The organism is uncultured Sphingopyxis sp., assembly GCF_900078365.1.
Taxonomy (GTDB): domain Bacteria; phylum Pseudomonadota; class Alphaproteobacteria; order Sphingomonadales; family Sphingomonadaceae; genus Sphingopyxis.
In genome coordinates this window covers 2,303,212-2,323,930 of sequence record NZ_LT598653.1, presented here as the reverse complement: position 1 = coordinate 2,323,930, position 20,719 = coordinate 2,303,212, and the positions used below count along the sequence as shown (strand labels likewise).

At 66.5% G+C, this 20,719-nt stretch carries 17 protein-coding genes; 7 read left to right on the top strand and 10 right to left on the bottom strand.

Going from position 1 to position 20,719, the window contains the following annotated elements:
- Positions 1-6 precede the first annotated feature (6 nt).
- Positions 7-1,539: a BCCT family transporter gene (locus QZL87_RS10680; RefSeq protein WP_295319118.1), complete on the bottom strand. Its 1,533-nt coding sequence runs from the start codon at positions 1,537-1,539 to the stop codon at positions 7-9.
- Positions 1,540-1,670: 131 nt separating this feature from the next.
- Here QZL87_RS10680 and QZL87_RS10675 point away from each other — a divergent pair, with 131 nt between their 5' ends.
- Positions 1,671-2,096, top strand: coding sequence for a hypothetical protein (locus tag QZL87_RS10675; protein ID WP_295319117.1), 426 nt, complete (start codon positions 1,671-1,673; stop codon positions 2,094-2,096).
- A gap of 41 nt (positions 2,097-2,137) precedes the next feature.
- Here the strand turns inward: QZL87_RS10675 and QZL87_RS10670 are convergent, their stop codons facing one another.
- Entirely contained in the window at positions 2,138-2,731 is a 594-nt protein-coding gene (locus QZL87_RS10670) for a hypothetical protein (RefSeq protein WP_295319115.1), read from the bottom strand.
- Between the two features lie 244 nt (positions 2,732-2,975).
- Between QZL87_RS10670 and QZL87_RS10665 the strand changes: the two genes are divergently transcribed.
- Positions 2,976-3,314: a UrcA family protein gene (locus QZL87_RS10665; RefSeq protein WP_295319114.1), complete on the top strand. Its 339-nt coding sequence runs from the start codon at positions 2,976-2,978 to the stop codon at positions 3,312-3,314.
- Positions 3,315-3,796: 482 nt separating this feature from the next.
- On the opposite strand, the gene QZL87_RS10660 is transcribed toward QZL87_RS10665, so the two are convergent.
- The 6 genes from QZL87_RS10660 to QZL87_RS10635 all read right to left on the bottom strand — a co-directional run bounded on the left by QZL87_RS10660 (position 3,797) and on the right by QZL87_RS10635 (position 13,712).
- A complete protein-coding gene (locus QZL87_RS10660) occupies positions 3,797-4,528 on the bottom strand; it encodes a response regulator transcription factor (RefSeq protein ID WP_295326842.1) in 732 nt (243 codons plus the stop codon).
- Positions 4,529-4,530: 2 nt separating this feature from the next.
- The gene (locus QZL87_RS10655) at positions 4,531-5,703 is read right to left on the bottom strand and encodes a histidine kinase (RefSeq protein WP_295319113.1); all 1,173 of its coding nucleotides are present in this window, start codon (positions 5,701-5,703) and stop codon (positions 4,531-4,533) included.
- A gap of 210 nt (positions 5,704-5,913) precedes the next feature.
- The gene (locus tag QZL87_RS10650) at positions 5,914-7,374 is read right to left on the bottom strand and encodes an MATE family efflux transporter (RefSeq protein WP_295319111.1); all 1,461 of its coding nucleotides are present in this window, start codon (positions 7,372-7,374) and stop codon (positions 5,914-5,916) included.
- Positions 7,371-10,052 (bottom strand): valine--tRNA ligase, encoded by a 2,682-nt coding sequence (locus QZL87_RS10645; RefSeq protein WP_295319109.1) that lies wholly within the window; start codon positions 10,050-10,052, stop codon positions 7,371-7,373. Before QZL87_RS10645 ends, QZL87_RS10650 begins: the two co-directional genes overlap by 4 nt.
- 200 nt (positions 10,053-10,252) lie before the next feature.
- On the bottom strand, positions 10,253-12,319 hold the full coding sequence (locus tag QZL87_RS10640; protein ID WP_295319108.1) for a S9 family peptidase: 2,067 nt from the start codon (positions 12,317-12,319) through the stop codon (positions 10,253-10,255).
- A 481-nt stretch (positions 12,320-12,800) separates the two neighbouring features.
- The gene (locus QZL87_RS10635; RefSeq protein ID WP_295319106.1) at positions 12,801-13,712 is read right to left on the bottom strand and encodes a neutral zinc metallopeptidase; all 912 of its coding nucleotides are present in this window, start codon (positions 13,710-13,712) and stop codon (positions 12,801-12,803) included.
- Positions 13,713-13,865: 153 nt separating this feature from the next.
- Here QZL87_RS10635 and QZL87_RS10630 point away from each other — a divergent pair, with 153 nt between their 5' ends.
- The 5 genes from QZL87_RS10630 (at position 13,866) to QZL87_RS10610 (ending at position 19,441) form a co-directional block, all read left to right on the top strand.
- The gene (locus QZL87_RS10630) at positions 13,866-15,020 is read left to right on the top strand and encodes a patatin-like phospholipase family protein (protein ID WP_295319104.1); all 1,155 of its coding nucleotides are present in this window, start codon (positions 13,866-13,868) and stop codon (positions 15,018-15,020) included.
- 32 nt (positions 15,021-15,052) lie between these two features.
- Complete coding sequence (locus QZL87_RS10625) at positions 15,053-15,838, top strand: 3-hydroxybutyrate dehydrogenase (protein ID WP_295319102.1); 786 nt, start codon at positions 15,053-15,055, stop codon at positions 15,836-15,838.
- 75 nt (positions 15,839-15,913) lie between these two features.
- Positions 15,914-16,564, top strand: coding sequence for a DUF4893 domain-containing protein (locus tag QZL87_RS10620; RefSeq protein ID WP_295319100.1), 651 nt, complete (start codon positions 15,914-15,916; stop codon positions 16,562-16,564).
- Between the two features lie 245 nt (positions 16,565-16,809).
- Complete coding sequence (locus QZL87_RS10615; protein ID WP_295319098.1) at positions 16,810-18,135, top strand: amidohydrolase; 1,326 nt, start codon at positions 16,810-16,812, stop codon at positions 18,133-18,135.
- 481 nt (positions 18,136-18,616) lie between these two features.
- Complete coding sequence (locus QZL87_RS10610) at positions 18,617-19,441, top strand: helix-turn-helix transcriptional regulator (protein WP_295319096.1); 825 nt, start codon at positions 18,617-18,619, stop codon at positions 19,439-19,441.
- Between the two features lie 110 nt (positions 19,442-19,551).
- On the opposite strand, the gene QZL87_RS10605 is transcribed toward QZL87_RS10610, so the two are convergent.
- Entirely contained in the window at positions 19,552-19,854 is a 303-nt protein-coding gene (locus tag QZL87_RS10605) for a GIY-YIG nuclease family protein (protein WP_295319094.1), read from the bottom strand.
- 77 nt (positions 19,855-19,931) lie between these two features.
- Positions 19,932-20,699, bottom strand: a complete 768-nt coding sequence (locus QZL87_RS10600) for a crotonase/enoyl-CoA hydratase family protein (RefSeq protein ID WP_295319092.1) — start codon at positions 20,697-20,699, stop codon at positions 19,932-19,934.
- Positions 20,700-20,719 lie beyond the last annotated feature (20 nt).

The following is a 20,719-nucleotide window of genomic DNA, read 5'->3' as shown; positions in this document are numbered from 1 at the left end:
CCTTTCTCAGGATCGGGCGGGGGCGGCTTCGCGCCGTCCCCGTACCGCCATCACGGTCAGCGACAGCGCGGCCCCGGCGATGACGAACAGCGCCGGGAAGCCGCCGAGCACCGACATCATGCGGATGCCGTCGATGCCGCCGCTCGCCACGAGCACCAATGCGACCAGCCCGACGGTGACGCCCCACACCGCCTGGACCCACAGGGGGGCCTCGGGGCGTTCGGGCGAGATGCCGTGCGTCGACAGCGCGCTCATCGCCGAGACATTGGCGTCGGCGCCCGCCACGTAAGAGAGGAAGATGGCGAAGAGCACGATCGCCGCGACGACCGGGCCGCCGCCGAGAGCGCTGAACAGGCGGAACAGCACGGGGTCGGGGCCCTGCGCGGTGAGGATCGCATAGAGGCCGGCGCCGCTTTGCTGGTCGAGCGCGATCGTCGCGCCGGCGATGGCCGTCATCCACACTGCGCCGAACAGCGAGGGCAGGATCAGGTTGTAGAGGATGAAGGCGCGGACGCTGTAGCCGACCGCGAGGCGGCCGAGGAAGAGCGCGGTGACCGGCGCCCAGGCGAACCAGTTCGCCCAGTTGAAGATCGTCCATTGCCGGTGCCAGCCCGTGTCGACGTCGAGGCCGAGGTTGCGGGGGAGGAAGGTCTGGAAGTAGTCGAAGGTGCCGCGGAGCGCGAGGGCGAGCATGTCGGCGGTTGGGCCGGCGAGGAGGACGAAGGCGATAATTGCGAAGAAAATCCAGGTATTTAGCACCGACAGGCCGGCGATGCCTTTTTGCAGGCCGGTCGCCGCCGAGATGAGGAAGCTCGCGACGATCGCCGCCGCGATCGCCCAGCGCAGCGCGGTGCCGCCGTCGAAACCGCCAATCCCCTCGATCCCGCCGGCGAGCGCGAGCAGGCCGGCGCCGAGCGAGGCCGCCATGCCCGCGACGAGCGCGTAGAGGCAGATGATGTCGATGCCGGTGCCGACCGGCCCGTGCGCGCGCCGGCCGAGCAGCGGGACGAACAGCGACGACAGGCTGAACGGTTCGCGGCGGTTGTAGTAGACGAGCGCGAAGGCCAGCCCGGCGACGGTGTAGATGGCATAGGGCGTCAGCGTCCAGTGGAGGAACATCGTCGACATGGCGAAGGTCGCGGCGGCGTCGCTGCCGGGTTCGAGCCCCAGCATCGCGGGCGGATCGTTGAGGTGGAACAGGGGCTCGGCGGCGCCCCAGAAGAGGATGCCGGTCGCGATGGTGGTGCAGAGCGTCACCGCGAACCAGCGCCAGCGCGAGAGGATGGGCGCGGCGTCCGGCCCCCCGATGATCCGCCCGCCGAGCGGCGAGAGCGCGATGCCCGCGAGCAGAGCCAGAAAGCCGACCCCGGCCCAGGCGAAGAGCGGCGAGAAATTGCGCAGGATCCAGTCGTTGACCGCCGTCTCGGCCGCGACGAAGGCGGGCCCCTGCCACAGGCTGAGGAGGACGGCGACGAGCAGCACCGCGAGCGGGGTGAAAAAGACCGGGCGGTTGAGCGGATGCTTCGGGGGTGCTGGCAAAGAGTCGGCCGATCGGACAGGGGGGACGGACCCAGCATGGCGGCAGCCCCGCGCGAGGTCAAATCGGCGGGAACGGTCCACCGGGCCGCGCGTTCGACCGCCGGAACGGATGATTTGAAGGAGTGACTTCGATGACCAGAAGCATTTGGGCGGCGACCGCCGCTTTCGCGCTGCTCGCGTCGGGGCAGGCCATGGCCTGGCAGACGCCCGAGCCGGCGCCCGCACCAGCAACCGAGCCCGCACCCGCCGCCGAAGAAAAGGCGCCCGACGGCACGACGGCGGAGGAGCGCGCGAACACGGCGCGGCTCAACGCCGAACAGGCGGCGCAGGCGCGCACCGATAATACAATCTACGCGCAGGAAGTGTCGGCGCAGCAGCAGCAGGTGGCGCACGACCAGCAGGTCTATGCCGATGAAACCGCGGCCTATGAGGCGGAAAAGGCGCGCGTCGCGGCCATGTCGGCCGAAGAGCGGATCAAATGGGAAGCCGATGCCGCGGCGTGCAAGGCGGGCGACACGACGCGCTGCGCGCCGCCGGCGGTCACGCCGCCGAAGTAGGGGCTGGGAGGTAGGGGCTGGAGAGCGGCCGTTTTTAATCGTCATCCCGGCGAAGGCCGGGATCCCGCCGTCTCGGCCTGACGCACGGGCGAGATCCCGGCCTTCGCCGGGATGACGGGAGAGTGGCGACGCCTTTCATCCAAACGGTCGAGAGAGCTTCGGTCGAGCCTAAGCCCCTCCCCTGAAGGGGAGGGGCTTGATTCCGGGTCGACGTTCGGCGTCTCGATCCGCGGAGCGGGATCGGGAAAGCGGCCGCCATATCGGTAGCCGTCGTCGGCCGGCTCGGGGACCGGTTCGGGGGGCAGCGGCGCGTCGGTATCGACCGCGCCGAGTTCGCGGAAGGCGCTCTCCATCCTCGACTCGCGTTCGGCGCGCAGCCGGGCCGCGACGCCATAGCTGTCGGGGCAGGCGAAACACGGGGCGGCGGTTTCGCCCTGCGGCAAGCGTGCGTCGGGATTGGCGCTGTACCGCGCATAAGAACCGGGATCGCCGCCGCCGCGCGCTGCCGCGAGCGGTTCGGCACTCTCTTCCCCGAGCAGCACCCCGGCGAGCACCCCCGCGAGCGTGAGCAACAGCAGACGGACCAGCCGTTCGCCGCCGCGCCGACTCGTCGCGAAAGATAATTTCCTCGGCACGCAGGCATTTCGCCATGATCGGATGCCCGATGCAAGTCCGGCGCCATGATATTGCCCCGCCGCCGGCCATTCGTCGACAGATGGACGCGCTTCGTCCGCAAATCGAGCGGCCGTTTGCTCCGATCGATCCAAAGATGAATCCCATGACGTCCAGGGGGTATCACCCGTGTTGCGGGATATCGGAAGACGGTCTCCCCGGTCCGCCAGCCGGTATCCCGCATCCCTTGTAAGAGAGGACTCCCCCATGGCGAAATTTTCCCTGATGCTGCTGGCCGTGCCGCTGGCGACAGCCGGCATAGCGGCCCCCGCTTTCGCAGAGGACGATGTGCGGAGCGTTACCGTATCCTATGACGATCTCAACCTGTCGAGCGAGCGCGGCCGCGAACGGCTGACGACCCGCGTCAAGATGGCGGTCCGCAAGGTTTGCGGCGTGCCGGGCCGCGCCACGCTGCGCGAGCGCGCCGCCGAAAACGCGTGCAAGGCGCATGCGATGCGCGACGCCGAAACCAAGCTTGCGGCGCTGTTCAACGGCGGCGGCACGCGGCTGGCCGACCAGGGACCGGTGGTCGTTTCCGCTCCCTGACGCTAAACGGCCGTATGTTGTCCCAAGAAGGCGGTCATGCCCCGGCGGCATGGCCGTCTTTTTTCGGCCGGTAACGGACATTGCGCTTTAATATATCCGTTCGCATCGAGCGAAGTCGAGATGTCCCTCGGGCCAGGCGCTACATCGATGGGTGTCTCGACTTCGCTCGACACGAACGGAACAAGGGAACATCCGCTGCGGACGGGTTGCTGCCGTCTCTTTATTCGTCACCCCGGACTTGATCCGGGGTCCATTCTCGCAGCGTTGAAAGAATGGATCCCGGATCAAGTCCGGGATGACGAATGTCTGAGATCGACCGGAAGGCGACGCTTCGTATCTTATAACTCGTCATTCCCGCGAAAGCGGGAACCCAGTGTGGGGTCAGCCGACGCATGCGCTGGGTTCCCGCTTTCGCGGGAATGACGAAGGTAGGGAATGGCCGCTCCCCACCCCAAAGTGGCCCTTTCATGGCCGCCTTTTCGTCAGGCGTGCATGATCGCCTTGACGTCGTGGAGATAGGTACGGCCGATGCGGTGGACGCCGCCTTCGCCCAGGTCGACGCTCCACGCGCCGTCGCCATGATGCTTCAATCCGACGATCCCGTCGCGGCGGATCATCTTCGACCGGTGGATGCGCATGAACTGGTCGGGGTTCATGCGCGCTTCCAATGACTTGATCGTCTGGTGGATGAGCCAGCTGCGGCCGCCGACGTGGAGGCGCATATAGTCGCGCTCGGCCTCGATCAGATCGACCTGACCTGCGTCGATGCGCAGCATCTCGCCGCGGTTCTGGACCCAGAATTCGTTGATCCACTTGCTTTTTTGCGCGGGCGCTCGCTCGGTCGCGCGCCATTCGCGGACGCGCGACAGCGCGCGCGCGAGGCGATCGGGCGATACGGGTTTGAGCAGATAGTCGACCGCGGCGACGTCGAACGCCGCGACGGCGTAGCGGTCGAAGGCGGTGACGAAGACGACCGCGGGCGGATTGTCCATTCGCTCGATCGCCGCGGCGACCTCCAGCCCGTTGAGATCGGGCATCGCGATGTCGCAAAGCAGGAGGTCGGGCGCGAGCGCGTCGACCATGCGCAGCGCCGAGGCGCCGTCGCTCGCGGTGCCGACGAGCGAAATGCCGTCCTGCTGCCCGGTCAATATCTGGAGCCGCTCGATCGCAAGCGGTTCGTCGTCGACGATCAGGGTGCGAAGCGTTTGCAGCATGGTCAACAAACCTCCCGTGACAAGGGCAGCCAGAGCGACACGACGAAGCCGCCGCCGTCCGACGGACCCCATTCGCAGCCCGCGGTGGGGCCGTAGCGCGTGAGCAGACGCTCGCGGACATTGCCAAGGCCGAGGCCGGTGCCCGAGTTCGGAACCGGCGCCCTGGGGTCGATGTCGTTTTCGATGCGCAGGATGAGCAGCCCATATTCGGCGCTGGCGGAGAGGCGGATCGCGATTTTCCCCTTGCTGGGCGCGACGCCATATTTGATCGCATTTTCGATGATCGGTTGCAGAATCAGCACCGGGACGCACGCATTTTTCAGCTCGTCGGGCATCGTCACCTCGACCTGGAGCCGGTCGGGAAAACGCGTCTGTTCGATGTCGAGATAGAGGCGCTGAAGCGCGATTTCCTCGTCGAGGCTGACGAGCTGTTCGGGGTCGACGGCGAGACTCGAGCGGAGGAAGGAGGAGAGGTTCATGATCATCGTCTCGGCCTCGCTCTTCGACCCCTTGAGCACGAGGGTCGACAGCGAGTTGAGCGTGTTGAACAGGAAATGCGGATTGACCTGGTAATGGAGCGCGCGGAGCTGCGCGGTCTGCGCTTCCATGCGGAAATGATTGGCGCGCCGTTCGACCGCGCGCATCTCGTTGGCATAGCCGAAGGCGACGTAGAGCGCGGCCCAGACGGCAAAGAAGAAATACCAGCGGATCGAGCTGTCGAGGATCAGCACCATTTCCCACGCGACGGGGAATTTCGACTGCACTTCCTCGATGATCTTGGCGGTGTCGGGGGCGGGGAACCAGTAGAAGAAGACAAACAGGTTGATCGTCGCATAGACGACGACGAGCGGGATCGCCGCGCCCATCGCGGCGGCGAGGCGCGCGCCGAAGCTCTGCGGCTGGGCACGCTGGAGCAATTGATAGAGGACGAAGGTGCATAATATGCCCGCGACGACGACGATCGCGCGGCGGCCGGCATAGGACCATTGTTCGGGCGCGCCCGTCAGCATCGCGAGGCCGGTGGTGATCAGGAAATAGATCAGCCACATCGCGATGATCGACCCGATCGCGACGCGCGGATTGACGCGGGCGTCGGAGGCGCGCCAGTCGGGCGCCGCCGCCAGCATTTTCGCGCGCTGGTCGCGCAGCGCGTCTTTGCGGTTCGTCACATTCATTGACGATGCTTTAGCGGCAAAAGCCGGTCGATGGCTAGCGGGCGCCGGGCCGCCAGTCGAAGCGGCGCGGGCCTTGGTCGAAAGCGGGCGCGATCATTCTTTTCTGGATCGTCATCCCGGCGAAGGCCGGGATCTCGCCGTCTCAGCCTGACGCACCGGCGAGATCCCGGCCTTCGCCGGGATGACGATTCAGGAAAGCAGGGTCATGCTCTACGCACCCGGTTGCGGCAGCGCGCGGCGCCAGTTGCCGCGCCGGTAGATCGCCCACGCCATCGCGAGCGAGGCGAGTGACGACAAGGGAAAGCTCCACCAGAGGATGTCGCTGCCCACCGCCGGATAGAAGAAATAATAGATGCCGAGGCGGATCGGGAACATCGACAGAAAGAGGATGACCAGCGGCGGCACGACCGAGCCGTTGGCGCGCAAGGTGCTGATCAGCACGATCGTCGTGCCGAAGGGCAGGAAGGTCCAGGTCGCGATCAGCTGGATATTGCGCGCGACGTCGATCGCCGGGCTTTCGCTGCCGAGGAAGAGCGCGAGCGCGGCGCGGTCGAAAGCGAGGAGCAGCAGGATCAGCACGCCGGTCATCGCGAGGTTGATCGCGATGCCGCTGTTCGTCACCGACGCGACGCGGTCCCACCGATTCGCGCCAATATTCTGCGCCGCCATCGAGCTGACCGCCGCGCCGACCGCGAGCGCGGGCATCTGGATATAGTTCCACAGCTGGAGCGTCGCGCCATAGGCGGCGGCGGTGACGAGCCCCTCGCGGTTGACGAGCCCGACCATCACGAGCCCGGCGCCCGAGATGACGAGCATCTGCGCGCCCATCGGCAGGCCGCGGCCGATGATGAAGCGCAGTTCCCCGGCGCTGGGGAGCAGATAGGCGAGCTCGCGCCCGCGCAGGCGCAGCACATGATCCCTGGCGTAGAACCAGGCGAGCATCGCGGCGAGGCTGATCGTTCCGGCAATCGCGGTCGCGAGCGCGCTGCCCGTGATGCCGAGCCGCGGGAAGGGGCCGAGGCCGAGGATCAGCACCGGGTTGAGCAGGATGTCGAGCCCGACCGACAGGATCATGAAGCGCAGCGGCGTCACCGCATCGCCGGCGCCGCGCGAGGCCATCATCAGCGTGACCATCAACATGCTCGCGGGAATCGCGATGAAGGTGACACGGAGATAGTCGTGCGCGAGCGCGAAGGCTTCGGGCGGGGTTTCGAGCAGCCGCAGGATCGCGTCGGACGCGAACCAGCCGACCCCCGCGATGACGAGCGAGAAGAGCAGCGCGAGCCCCACCACGCCGCCGGTCGCGCGGCGCGCGGCGTCGACGTCGCCGCGGCCGATCGACTGGCCGATGAGCACCGTCGCCGCCATGCCGAAGCCGAAGAAGGCGCCGAACATCAGGAACATGATGATGTTCGCATTGGCGGTCGCGGCGAGCGCGGCTTCGCCGAGGAATTGCCCGACCCAGATCGAGTTCACCGATCCCGAGAGCGTCTGGAGGATGTTCGACGCGAGCGTCGGCAGCGCGAAGAGGATCAGCGTCTTGGTGATCGGGCCTTGGGTGAGGTCCATCCGCCCGCCGCGCGCGGTCTGGCGCGGCGGGACCGGGCTCGCGGTGGGGTCCGCCGCCGCCGCGACGGGTGTCGGCGTGACGGGGCTTTCGCCGTCCGTCACCCCAGGCGGGCCAGGGCGGCGGTCAGGCGGTCGGCTTCGGCCTCCTTCGCGGCATGATCGGCGCGGGCCTTTTCGACCGCTTCGGGCTTGGCGCGCTCGACGAACGACGGGTTGTTCAGACGGCCCGCGAGGCCATCGCGTTCCTTCTGCGTGCGCGGGGGCGCCTTGGTGATGGGCTCGCGCACGGCGCCGATGTCGATCACGCCTTCGAGCGGGACGGTAATGGTCTCGCCCTCGACGACGAGCTGAGCCGAGGCGCCGGCGGGAGCGGGGTCGAAGCGGACGCTTTCGAGACGCGCGAGGCGGTCGAGCTGCGCCGACAGCTTGTCGGTGCGGGGCTTGAGCGATGCCGGGAAATGCGCGGTCAGGCGCGCGCCGGGGGGGAGGCCGAGTTCGGCTTTGGCGGTGCGCAGCTCGCTGACGAGCTTGATCAGCCAGTCGATATCGGCGCTGGCGTCGGCATCCTTTTCGGCAGCCGGCGCGGGCCATTTGGCGATGATCAGCGGATAGTCGGCGCGGTCGCCGAGCCCCGTCCACAGTTCTTCGGTGATGAAGGGCATGAAGGGGTGGAGCATGACGAGGATCTGGTCGAGCACCCAGCCGGCGACGGCCCTGGTCTCGTCGTCGATGCTTCCCTTGATCAGTTCGAGATACCAGTCGCAGAAGCGGTCCCAGGCGAAGCTGTAGATCGCGTTCGCGGCCTCGTCGAAGCGATAGGCGGCGAAGGCGGTCTCCATCGCGGCGACGGTGTCGGCGACCTCGCCGATGATCCAGCGGTTGACCGGGAGCGTCGCGGGCGGCGCTTCGAGGCTGGTCGAGGCGGCGATGCCGTTGGCTTCGCAGAAACGCGCGGCGTTCCAGAGCTTGGTCGCGAAGTTGCGATAGCCCGCGAGGCGCGCGTCATCCATCTTGATGTCGCGGCCCTGGCTTTCCATCGCGCTCATGAAGAAGCGCAGCGCGTCGGCGCCATACTGGTCGATCAGGCCGAGCGGGTCGACGACATTGCCCTTCGACTTCGACATCTTGGCGCCGTCGGGCGCGCGGACGAGGCCGTGGAGATAGAGCGTCTTCCAAGGGACGTCGCCCATGAACTCCATCCCCTGCATCGCCATGCGCGCATCCCAGAAGAAGAGGATGTCGAAGCCGGAGATGAGGACGTCGTTGGGATAGTGGCGCTTGAGCAGCTCGGTGTTTTCGGGCCAGCCCAGCGTCGCGAAGGGCCAGAGCGCCGAGGAGAACCAGGTGTCGAGGACATCCTCGTCGCGGTTGAGCGCGACGCCCGCGCCGGCTTCGGCCTGCGCTTCCTCTTCGGTCTCGGCAACGAAGATGCGGCCGTCCTCGGCATACCAAGCCGGAATCCGGTGACCCCACCAGAGCTGGCGCGAGACGCACCAGGGCTGGATATTCTCCATCCAGTTGAAGAAGGTCTTTTCCCATGTTTTGGGGACGATGTTGATGCGTCCGTCGCGCACCGCCTGCATCGGCGGCTGCGCGAGCGTTTCGGCGTCGACATACCATTGGTCGGTCAGCCACGGTTCGATCACCACGCCGCCGCGGTCGCCGAAGGGAGTCTGGATCGTGCGCGGCTCGGCGTCATGCTCGTCGCCGTTCTTGTCGATGTGGGGGATCAGGAAGCCGGCTTCCTTCATCCGCGTCACGACGAGTTCGCGTGCGCCGTCGACGCCGTCGCGCTTGAAGCGGTGGAGGCCGAGATATTCGTCGGGGACAAGGCCGTCGGCGGTCTGGATGACGTTGGCGTCGCCGTCGAACATGTTGAGCATTTCGCCGGGCTTGAAGCCCGCGCGCTTGCCGACGTCGAAGTCGTTGAAGTCGTGCCCCGGGGTGATCTTGACGGCGCCGCTACCCAATTCGGGATCGGCATGTTCGTCGGCGACCACCTTGAACCGGCGGCCGGTGATCGGCTGGAGGATGTCCTTGCCGATCACGCTCTTGTAGCGCGTGTCGTCGGGGTGGACGGCAACCGCCATGTCGGCGAGCATCGTTTCGGGGCGCGTCGTCGCGACCTCGATATAATCGCGGCCGTCGTCGAGCGTCACGCCGTCGGCGAGCGGATATTTGAAGTGCCAGAAGCCGCCCTGCACCTCGTGCGTCTCGACCTCGAGGTCCGAGATCGCGGTCTTGAGCTTGGGGTCCCAGTTCACCAACCGCTTGTCGCGGTAGATCAGGCCTTTTTTGTGCAGATCGACGAAGACCTTGACCACCGCGCGGGTGAAATGCGGGTCCATCGTGAACTGCTCGCGGCTCCAGTCCATCGAGCAGCCGAGGCGGCGGAGCTGGCCGGTGATCTGGCCGCCGCTCTCCGCCTTCCACTGCCACACCTTGTCGATGAATTCCTCGCGGCTGTAGTTGGTGCGCTTGTCCTGCCGCGCCTCGAGCTGGCGTTCGACGACCATCTGCGTCGCGATGCCGGCATGGTCCATGCCGACGACCCACAAGGCATCCTTGCCGCGCAGGCGCTCGTAGCGGACGAGCACGTCCTGCAGCGTGTTGTCGAGCGCATGGCCGATGTGCAGCGCGCCGGTGACGTTCGGCGGCGGGTTGACGATCGTGAAGGGGGTCGCGTCGGGACGATCCGGGCGGAACAATCCACGGCTTTCCCACTCATGGGCCCATTTCGCCTCGATAGCGGCGGGATCGAAGGTTTTTTCCATCGGCATAGCCGGGCGCCTTTGCCAGCAGGGGGGCGAGGCGGCAAGGGGGAACGCGTACGCACCCTCGCATCGCGCATCGCGCGAATTGAAAAGTCGTGTGCTCCCGCGGAGGCGGGAGCCCATCTCCGGTTGGTGCCATTCAGAACCGGCAGGAGATGGGTCCCCGCCTTCGCGGGGACACGGTGGAGTTTTGGGGTTAGCGGGTCCTACTTCTTCAAATGCTCACCCAGCCAACCCAACACCGTCCGGTGCCACTGGACGCTGTTCGCGCCCTTCAGCACCCAGTGATTCTCGTCGGGGAAGACGAGCAATTGCGACGGGACGCCGCGGCGCTGGAGCGCGGTGAAGGCGGCGAGGCCCTGGCTGTACGGGATGCGGAAATCCTTTTCGCCGGTGATCACCAGCATCGGGGTCTTCCACTTGGCGACATGGTTCACCGGGTTCCATTTTTCGGGGTCGGTGCGCTCCCACCACGGGCCGCCATGATCCCATTCGTCGAACCACAGCTCCTCGGTCTCGAACGCCATGGCGCGCAAGTCGAAGACGCCGTCGTGCTGGACGAGGCATTTGAAACCGTCGGTCCACTGGCCCGCGATCCAGTTCATCATATAGCCGCCGTAAGAGGCGCCGAGCGCGCAGGCGTTGGCGATTTCGAGTTGCGCATCCTGCTGGCCCGCGGCGGCGAGGCCGAGCTTGAGGTCCTCGAGCGGCTTGCCGCCCCAATCCTTGTTGATGCTGTCGGTGAAGGCTTGGCCGTAGCCGGTCGAGCCGTGGAAATCGACGGTGACGACGCCATAGCCCTGCTGCGCGAAGAGGCGAGGGTTCCAGCGCGTCGACCAGCTGTTGCCGAAACTGCCCTGCGGGCCGCCATGGACGATGAAGGCGACCGGCAATTTGCCGGTGCTGTTCGCGGGCTTCAGGATCATGCCCCACACCGTGTCGCCGTTCGCGCCGGCGAACCGGATCTTTTCGAGCTTGACCGGATCGAATTCGGCGAGCGTCGCCGCGTTGACCGCGGTGAGCTGGGCGACCTTGCCCCTGGCATCGCGGACGAACAGGTCGGTCGGCGCGAGCGCGCTGTTGCGCGAATAGAGCAAAGCGCCGCCGGGCAGCGGGGTGACGTCGCCGATATTGCCTTCGAAGGCTTCGGGCGAGGCTTTCAGCCGTTCGACCTTGCCCGTCGCGGCATCGACGCGGAACACCGGATGTTCGAGCGTGTCCTGCGCGGTGACATAGAGCGACTTGCCGTCGGGGGCCCAGGCGATCGAACCGACCGAGCGGTCCCACGCGTCGGTCAGCTTGCGCGTTTCGCCGCTTTCGAGGTCGCGCAGCATCAGCACGAGGCGGTCGGCCTCATAGCCCGGGCGCGCCATCGCGGCATAGGCGAGCCATTTGCCGTCGGGCGACGGCGTCGGGAAAGTGTCGGTCGCCTGATTGTCCTGCGTGAGGTTCGCCGGCATCATCCGGCTGTCGACGCGCCAGCTGTAGATGTCGAGATTGGTCGACATCGGCTCGTTGCGGTCGGCCTTGCGCAGCGTGAAGAAGATGGTGCGGCTGTCGGCGCCCCACGCGAGTTCCTCGCCGCCGCCGAAGGGTTTGGAGGGGGTGTCGCCGATCAGGCCGGCGTCGGCCGGGCGCGGGGCGGTCGCCTTGCCGCCCTCGAGGTTGAAGACGAAGGGGCGGCTGTAGGTGCCGGGGGTTTCCCAATGATCCCAATGGCGGACGAAGCCCGCGCCGTCCTTGTAGAGACGGCCGGTGCCGGGGCCGGGAAGCGCGCCCTTGTCCTTCGCCTCGCAGCCGAAATCGGTGCATTCCTTCGGAATGTCGCCCCAGGCGAGCAGCTTCGTCGCGTCGGGCGAAATCTTGAAGCCCGCGACGTCGGCCTGCGTATCGGTCACCTGCGTCGCGGCACCGCCCGCCTTCGGGTCGATGCGCCAGACCTGATCCTTGCCCGAGGCGTTCGAGAGGAAATAGAGGAAACCATCCTTGTCGAAGGCGGGCGAGGTTTCGTTCTTGCCTGCGGTGTCGGCTACCGGGGCCGGTTTCGCATTTCTGGCATTGCGGTCGACGAGCCAGAGGCCGGTCGAACGCTTGTAGGTTTCGCCCTCGGTCTCGGTCATCTGGAACACGACCCAGCGGCCATCGGGCGATGCCGTCGGCGCGGCGACGCGCTTCAGCGTCGCAAGGTCGACCTCGGTCATCGGGCGGGCCATGGCGGGGGTGGAAAGGGCGGCGGCGAGCGCGATCGCGCTGGTGAGAAGATGGTTTCGCATGAAAGCGGTTTAGCTGCGCGGCGCGTGTGTTCAAGCCGTTACGTCGCCAAGTTGCGTCTATGATGTCTGTTTTGGGGTGGGGAGCGGGCGTTGCCTATAACCGTCGCCCCCGCGAAGGCGGGGGCCGCCAGCGGCCTTAATCAGCGGTGCCCACGTAAACCGACAGCGGCCCCCGCCTTCGCGGGGGCGACGGCTAGTTTCGGTCGGTTTCAGCCCCTCGTCATCCCGGGCTTGACCCGGGATCCCGCTTTTTGGGGCATCGACCGGTCTTCGGCATCAAGCGGGACCCCGGATCAAGTCCGGGGTGACGAATAAATAGACGGCAGCAATCGGTCGGTTCCAGACAATCGTCGTCCCCGACTTGAAAAGCCCGACCAGTCGAGCCGCGTCGCGCCAGCGGGCGCCTGTCCGCACGGTCCGACCGCCTTGATCCGCTCGGCCTCGATGGCGATGCCAGGAGGGATGCCGACGATCGCGGCGCTCAGATGGCGGTATCGAAGGCGTTGCACTGGCGCGGGTCACCCGTCTGCAGGCCGCGGCGCAGCCAGCTCATGCGCTGCTCGCTCGTCCCGTGGGTGAAGCTTTCGGGTACGGGGCGCTGCCCCGCCGAGCGCATCAGCGTGTCGTCGCCGATCGCATTGGCGGCGCGCATCGCTTCCTCCATATCGCCGGCCTCCATTACCGACTGGCCGTCACGCGTCTTCGCGCGGGCCGCCCAGACGCCGGCGTAGCAGTCGGCTTGCAGCTCCATGCGGACTTGCAGCGCGTTGCCTTCGGCCTGCGAGCTTTGCCCCTGCGCGCGCCGGACCTGATCCGAAATGCCGCTGAGCGTCTGGATATGGTGACCGACTTCGTGCGCGATGACATAGGCCTGCGCGGCATCGCCGGCGGCACCGAAACGCTGATCGAGTTCGCGGAAAAAACTGGTGTCGAGATAGACGCCCTGATCGGCGGGGCAATAAAAGGGACCCATCGCCGACTGCGCGGGACCGCAGCCCGAGCGCCTGGTCGACTGTTCGTAGAAGTTGAGGGTCGGCTTCTGATAGCCGTTGATCAGGCCGCCCCACACGGTGTGCGTCGAGCGGAAGACGTTGCAGGCGAAGCGTTCGGCCTCGGTGTCGCAGGCGACCGCAGGGCCGCCGCGGCTGTCGGCCATGGGGTCGGCGGTGCCGCCGCCGCTGCTCAGCATGTTGGCGCCGGGGCCGAGCAGGAAAAAGGCCGCGACCCCGAGAATGAGGATCGTGCCGCAGCCCATCTTGCGCCCGAGCAGCATCGGCAGGATCGCGAAGAGCAGACCCCCGAGCCCGCCCCCGCCGCCGCCGAAGCCGCCGCCTCCGCCGCGCCCGAGGTCGCGAATGTCATCACCGAGACCGGAATCATCGTCGAGGCGCATGGGGTTTCTCCAGCGGGAAAAGTCTGTTTCGATCGCGTTGTGACACCGGCATCGGGCAATTGGAAGGGGCTTCGGCGCGCGGGAGGATTGCAATGAACCGTGCTGCGGTGCAACATGGGTGTCGCTCCCAGCCAGAGGATCGCCCCCGAGTCCATGCCCCGCCGAGCCGCCCGTGCCGCCCTTCCGCTTCCCGACCTCGTCGTGCTCGTTCTGCAGGGCGGCGGCGCGCTCGGTGCGTTTCAGGCGGGGGTGTATGAGGCGCTGATCGATCTCGGCATCGAACTCGACTGGGTGGCGGGGATTTCGATCGGCGCGGTGAATGCCGCGATCATCGCGGGGAACGAGCGCGACCAGGCGGTGGGCAAGATGCGCACCTTCTGGGAGGGGGTGTCGTCGGCGCTGCCCTCGCTGCCGACCCCCGACAATGACTGGGCGCGCGAATGGTCGCATATGGCGGCGGCGGGGCAGGTGATGGCGTTCGGCGTTCCGGGCTTCTTCATCCCGCGCTTTCCGCCACCCGCCCTCGCTGAGCGGCAGACGCCCGAGGCGGTGAGCTTCTATGACACGAGCCCGCTGGTCGCCACGCTCGACCGGCTGGTCGACTGGGACCGGGTGAACCGGGGCAAGGTGCGGCTGTCGGTCGGCGCGGTGGCGGTCGAGACCGGGAATTTCCGCTATTTCGACACGACATGCGACACGATCGACGCGCGGCACATCCTCGCGTCGGGCGCATTGCCGCCGGGGTTGCCGCCGGTCGAGATCGACGGGACATGGTATTGGGATGGGGGCCTCGTGTCGAACACCCCGCTCGAACATGTCGTTGCGGCGGCGAACGACGACATGCTGGTGTTCCAGGTCGATCTGTTCCCCGCGCGCGGGCAGCGCCCGCACGACCTCGAGGAAGCCTGGTCGCGCGAGAAGGATATCCGCTTTTCGAGCCGGACGCGGCGGATTTCGGACGGGCTGGTGCGGCGGCGCAAGGAGCATCGGCTGATCGACCGGATGCTCGCGAAGCTGCCCGAGGAATTCGCCGATCTTGCCGAAGTGAAGGCGGTGCGGCGCATGGTCGAGTGCAAGGCGCTCAATGTCGTGCAGCTGATCCACGAGCCGCCCGCGTGGCAGACGGGCGCGCGCGACTTCGAATTTTCGCGCTCGACGATGGAGGTCAACTGGGCGCTCGGCCGCGACGCGGTCGAGGCGGCGATGAAGGACGGCCATCTGCTCGCCGAAAGCATCGCCGAGGGCCGGTCGGACAGCTTCGCCGTGCAATCGGACGGGCTGAAGCCGAAACCCGGCGGCCTCGACTGAATCAATTCACCACCGAAAGAAGGACTCCCCCAATGCGCCTCAAAGGAAAGACCGCCCTCGTCACCGGATCGACCTCGGGAATCGGGCTCGGCATCGCCAAAGCCTTTGCCGCCGACGGCGCCGACATCATCATCAACGGCTTCGGCGACGCCGATGCGATCGAGGAGGAGCGCAAGGAGCTGGCGGCGATCGGCGGCGGGAAGGCCGCCTATGACGGCGCCGACCTGACCAAACCCGAAGAGATCGAGGCGATGTTCAAGCGCGCGGAGAAGGATTTCGGCGGCGTCGACATCCTAGTCAACAATGCGGGGATGCAGTTCGTCTCGCCGGTCGAGGATTTCCCGGTCGAGAAATGGGACATGATCATCGCGCTCAACCTGACCGCGGCCTTCCACACGATCCGTCACGCCGTGCCCGGGATGCGCAAGAGGAGATGGGGGCGGATCATCGGCACGGCATCGGCGCACTCGCTCGTCGCCTCGCCGTTCAAATCGGCCTATGTCACCGCGAAGCACGGGCTCGCTGGGCTGACCAAGACGGTCGCGCTCGAGGTCGCCGACGCCGGGATCACGGTCAATTGCATCAGCCCCGGCTATGTCTGGACGCCGCTGGTCGAGAACCAGATCCCCGACACGATGAAGGCGCGCGGCATGACGCGCGAGCAGGTGATCAACGACGTGCTGCTCGCGGGGCAGCCGACGAAACAGTTCGTCACCGTCGAACAGGTCGCGGCGCTCGCGTCCTTCCTGACCCGTGCCGAGGCGGCGAACATCACCGGCGCCAACCTCAGCGTCGATGGCGGCTGGACGGCGGCCTGACCTGCTCCGCCCTTGAGCAATCTCCTTTGCGCCCCTAAGGTTAACCATCGAGGGGTCGGGGAGAAACAGAGAATCATGGGTCGCACCATATGGGTTTTTGCGGTGGCGCTGGGCGTCACCTTGAGCGCGTGCCGCACGATGGTTCCGGCGATGCCGCCATCGGCGGCCGACACGCCGCCGCCCGAGGCGACGGGCGGCTGGCGCGCGACCGCGACCGATGCCGACAAGGCGCGGATCCGCGGCTGGTACGGAAGCTGGCGGGCGGCGCTCGCCGACGCGCGCGCCAAGGGGTTCGGCGCCGACATCGACCGCGAGGGCGCGCTGCTCCAGCCGACGGCGGCCTTGCCCAATCCGCACTTGCCCGCGGGCGAATACCGGTGCCGGACGATCAAGATCGGCACGCAGGGACGCGGGACCCTCGGCTATATCGCCTATGACTGGTTCCGCTGCCGCGTCGCCGCCGAGCAGGGGCTGTCGAGCCTGACCAAGCTGTCGGGGTCGCAGCGCCCCGTCGGCCTGATCTTTCCCGACAATCTGAAGCGCCAGGTCTTCCTCGGCACGCTCGAACTCGGCGACGAGAAGATGGCGATCAACTATGGCAGCGACCGGATGCGCGACATGGCGGGGCTGGTCGAACGGATCGGCGACAATCGCTGGCGGCTCGTGCTGCCCGCGCCGGCGTATGAATCCTTGCTCGACGTGATCGAACTGGTCCCGGCGGGCTGAGGCGATGTTGGATTGCGACGAAGCCAGATTGAAGCACTCCGTGCTCCCGCGAAGGCGGGAGCCCATCTCCGGTGGGCGTCATTTTGAACCGGAGGGAGATGGGTCAGTATCGGGTTGACCATGCCCCGCATGGTCAAGGATCGTCCGGGGGACGATCCGACCCGATGCTCCTTCGCGGGGACACGCAAATTTATAGAGAAGCCGTCCGCGCAAGGACGATCACGCCATAAGACAGGGGAAAGACGATGCGGAATTTGTGGACGGGCGCGGCGGCGCTGGCCTTGACGGTATCGGGCGCGATGCCCGCGGCGGCGCAGGCGCTGCGCGGCGAGGTCGAAACGCAGATGCCGTCGCTGATGGCGATCTACAAGGATTTGCATGCCCACCCCGAACTCAGCTTCATGGAGGTCCGCTCGGCGGGCATCCTCGCCGCGGAGGCGCGCAAGCTGGGCTTCAAGGTCACCGAGAAGGTCGGCGGCACCGGCGTCGTCGCGGTGATGGAGAACGGCCCCGGCCCGGTGGTGATGGTGCGCGCCGACATGGACGGCCTGCCGGTGACCGAGCAGACGGGCCTGCCCGGCGCGTCGAAGGTGCGCGTGACGACCAAGGAAGGCGTCGAAACCGGCGTCATGCACGCGTGCGGCCACGACACGCATATGACCGCCTGGATCGGCGTCGCGCGGCTGATGGCGGCGAACAAGGACAAATGGTCGGGCACGCTGGTGATGATCGGCCAGCCCGCCGAGGAACGCGGCGCGGGGGCGCGGATGATGCTCGAGGACGGGCTCTATACGCGCTTCCCGAAACCCGAATATGTGCTGGCGTTCCACGATGCCGCGCAGTTCCCCGCGGGCAAGATCGGCTATACGCCGGGCTATGCGCTCGCCAATGTCGATAGCGTCGACATATTGGTGAAGGGTGTCGGCGGCCACGGCGCCTATCCGCAGGCGACGAAGGACCCGATCGTGCTGGGGAGCCGGATCGTCGGCGCGCTCCAGACCCTGGTGTCGCGCGAGGTGAGCCCGCTCGACAGCGCGGTGGTCACCGTGGGCAGCTTTCACGCGGGTGCGAAGCATAATATCATTTCGGACGAGGCGCGGCTGCAACTGACGGTGCGCAGCTATACCGACGCGGTGCGCGATCATCTGCTCGACGGCATCGCGCGCATCGCGCGAGGAGAGGCGATCGCGGCGGGGATTCCCGAGGACAGGATGCCCGTGGTGTCGGTGCAGAAGGACGAATATACGCCCGCGACCTTCAATACGCCCGAATTCACCGAGGGCATGGCGGCGTTCCTGAAAACGAACTTTGGCGACGAGCGCGTCGTGAAGATGCCGCCGGTGATGGGCGGCGAGGATTTCGGCCGTTTCGGGCGCGAGGACAAGAGCATCAAGAGCCTGATCATCTGGGTCGGCGGGGTGCCGCAGCCCGAATATGACGCGGCGAAGAAGGAAGGCCGGACGCTGCCGAGCCTGCATTCGCCTTTCTGGGCGCCCGACGCGCCGGCGGTGATCTCGACCGCGACCGAGGCGCTGACCGCGATGACGATGAAGCTGATGGGGAAGAAATAAGGGATCGTCCGCTTTCGGCCGGAAGCGGACGTTGAGTATCTCATAATTTCGTCATTCCCGCGAAAGCGGGAACCCAGAGCGTGCGTCGGCTGACTTCACACTGGGTTCCCGCTTTCGCGGGAATGACGAAGGTAGGGAATGGCCGCTTCCCACCCCAAAGCAGCCATCGCGCTGTAAAAGGCCTTTCCTGCAATATCCGGCTATGCCAGCCTACATTCCGGCTCGTTCAATTGGTGGTCAAAAACGATCGCTACCTGGATTGTGGAAGTCGCCACGGCGGTGCGCCTCCACCGCGTCGCACGGCGCAAATCGGGAGGTGCATGAGGCTGGTCTTTCCTGAATTTCGGATATTATTGATCCGCCAGACGGGATGAACTGATCAGCGAGCCCCGCCGCTTCTCTCACGCCCGGTCTGGCCCTGCTGCCGTTTTCCAATTAAATTGGGATGGACCTGTTGGAGCGGCTGTGGTGAGCGAAAGACATGTCTGCCAATGAACCTGCTCCCGGCTTGTCCGCATGCCTTACCGACCGGGAAATGGAAATTTTGCGCCTGTTGGTCGCCGGGCATACCGTCAAGACCATCGCGGCGCGTCTGGGCCGTTCGGAAACCTCGATTAACGAGCGGCTGCGCTCCGCCCGCCGCAAGACGGGCGTCGGCAGCAGCCGCGAATTGGCGCGGCTGCTGGACCGCCAAAAAACTTGTGACGAAAATATCGATCTTTCGAGCCAGCACTCCTCGGTGAAGGATTTGGCGCACACCGCAACCATTGGGGTTCGCGGATCGAAAGGAATGATCGTCATGCTCATTGCAATACCCCTCGCGGCGGCTGGATTAATGGTCGCGACCGCCCCTTCGGCCGATCAGGCCGGAACAGCCGACGCCGTTTATAGCGCTGCATCCGAGCCGCTGCCGCTGGTCGGAAGCTGGTCGCTGGACGCTTCGGCCATGCCCGAGAAAGAACGGCCGCAACGGGTGACGATGACGTTTCGCGCATCGCAGGACGGCAAATGGACAACGCGGGTCGAAATCGTCGCGCCCGACGGCTCGCGCAAGCATGCCGAATCGACCGCCGCGCTCGATGGCGTCGCCGTACCGGTCACCGGCAATATGGATTTCATCGACAGTGTCGCTCTGCGTCAGCCGGCGCCCGACACATTGGTGATGACGCTGGGCAAGGCGGGCGCGCGGGTGTCGACGCGCGTTTATACCGTCGCCAAGGATATGAAATCCATGACCGAAACGATTGTGTGGTCGAGCGACAAGCTTCAAAGGCTGGAAACGACGCATTTTAATCGCGTTTCCTGATCGCGACCGGCAGGCATCCCCCCAATCTTCGTCACCCCGGATCAAGTCCGGGGTGACGAAGAAACCAGATTCATTCTCGTCACCCCGGGCTTGACCCGGGGTCCCGCTCCTCATCCAATCAGGCGATCGAACAAATCCAGCCAATCGGGATTGCCACGTTCGATCAACTCGAATTTCCAGTGACGGTGCCAGCGTTTGAGACGCTTTTCGTGCGCGATACAGGCGGCGATGTCGTCGCTTCGTTCGGCCCAGACGAGACGGGTGAGGTTGTATCTGGCGCAAAAATCGGAACCGTCGCCGGTTCGATGCTGGTGGATGCGAGCGGGGAGGTCTGCGGTCACGCCGACATACATCGTGCCGCGGTAGCGGTCGGCCATGATGTAAATCCAGCCGCCTTTAGTTTCGCGATCCATGACGAAGGGATGATTCAAGCGGGACCCCGGGTCAAGCCCGGGGTGACGGTGGTTGGGGCTTTGCTTCGGATCCTCGGTCATTCCCCCGTGAAAGCGGCAAAGCTGCCGCCACGGCCTGTCCCTTCGGTAAAGCGTTTCGCGCCCGCCGCCGCGCCTTCGCGCAAGGGGGCGACGCCGGCGTGGGCTTCGTGGGCGAGGGCGCCTTCGATGTCGAAATCCCATTGGCGGTAGGCGCTCAGCCGGTCGCTGTTCATGCAGATTTGCGGGAAGGCGGCGATCTGTTTCGCGAGCTTGACCGCGGCGGCAAGCGCGGTGCCGTCGGCGACGACGCGGTCGGCGAGACCGATACGCTGCGCTTCGGCGGCATCGACCGCGCGGCCGGTCAGGATCATGTCGAGCGCGCGGCCCTGGCCGACGATGCGCGGCAGGCGGACGGTGCCGCCGTCGATCAGCGGCACGCCCCAGCGGCGGCAATAGACGCCGAAGACCGCGCTTTGGGCGGCGACACGCAGATCGCACCAGAGCGCGAGTTCGAGCCCGCCGGCGACCGCATGACCCTCGACCGCGGCGATCACCGGCTTTTCGAGCAGCATCCGCGTCGGGCCCATCGGGCCGGGCCCGTCGGGGTCGTAGCGGCTGGTGCCGACCGCGCCGAGGTCGAAGCCCGCGCAGAAATGGTCCGAGCTGCCGGTGAGGATGGCGACCTTCGCATCCTTGTCGGTCGCGAAGGCGGTGAAGGCGTCGCGCAGCATGTCGGCGGTCGCGGGATCGACCGCGTTGCGCTTCGCCGGGCGGTCGATCGTGACGATCGTGACGGGGCCGTCCTTTGCGATGGTGACGCTCATCATGCTTGCTCCTTCACCCG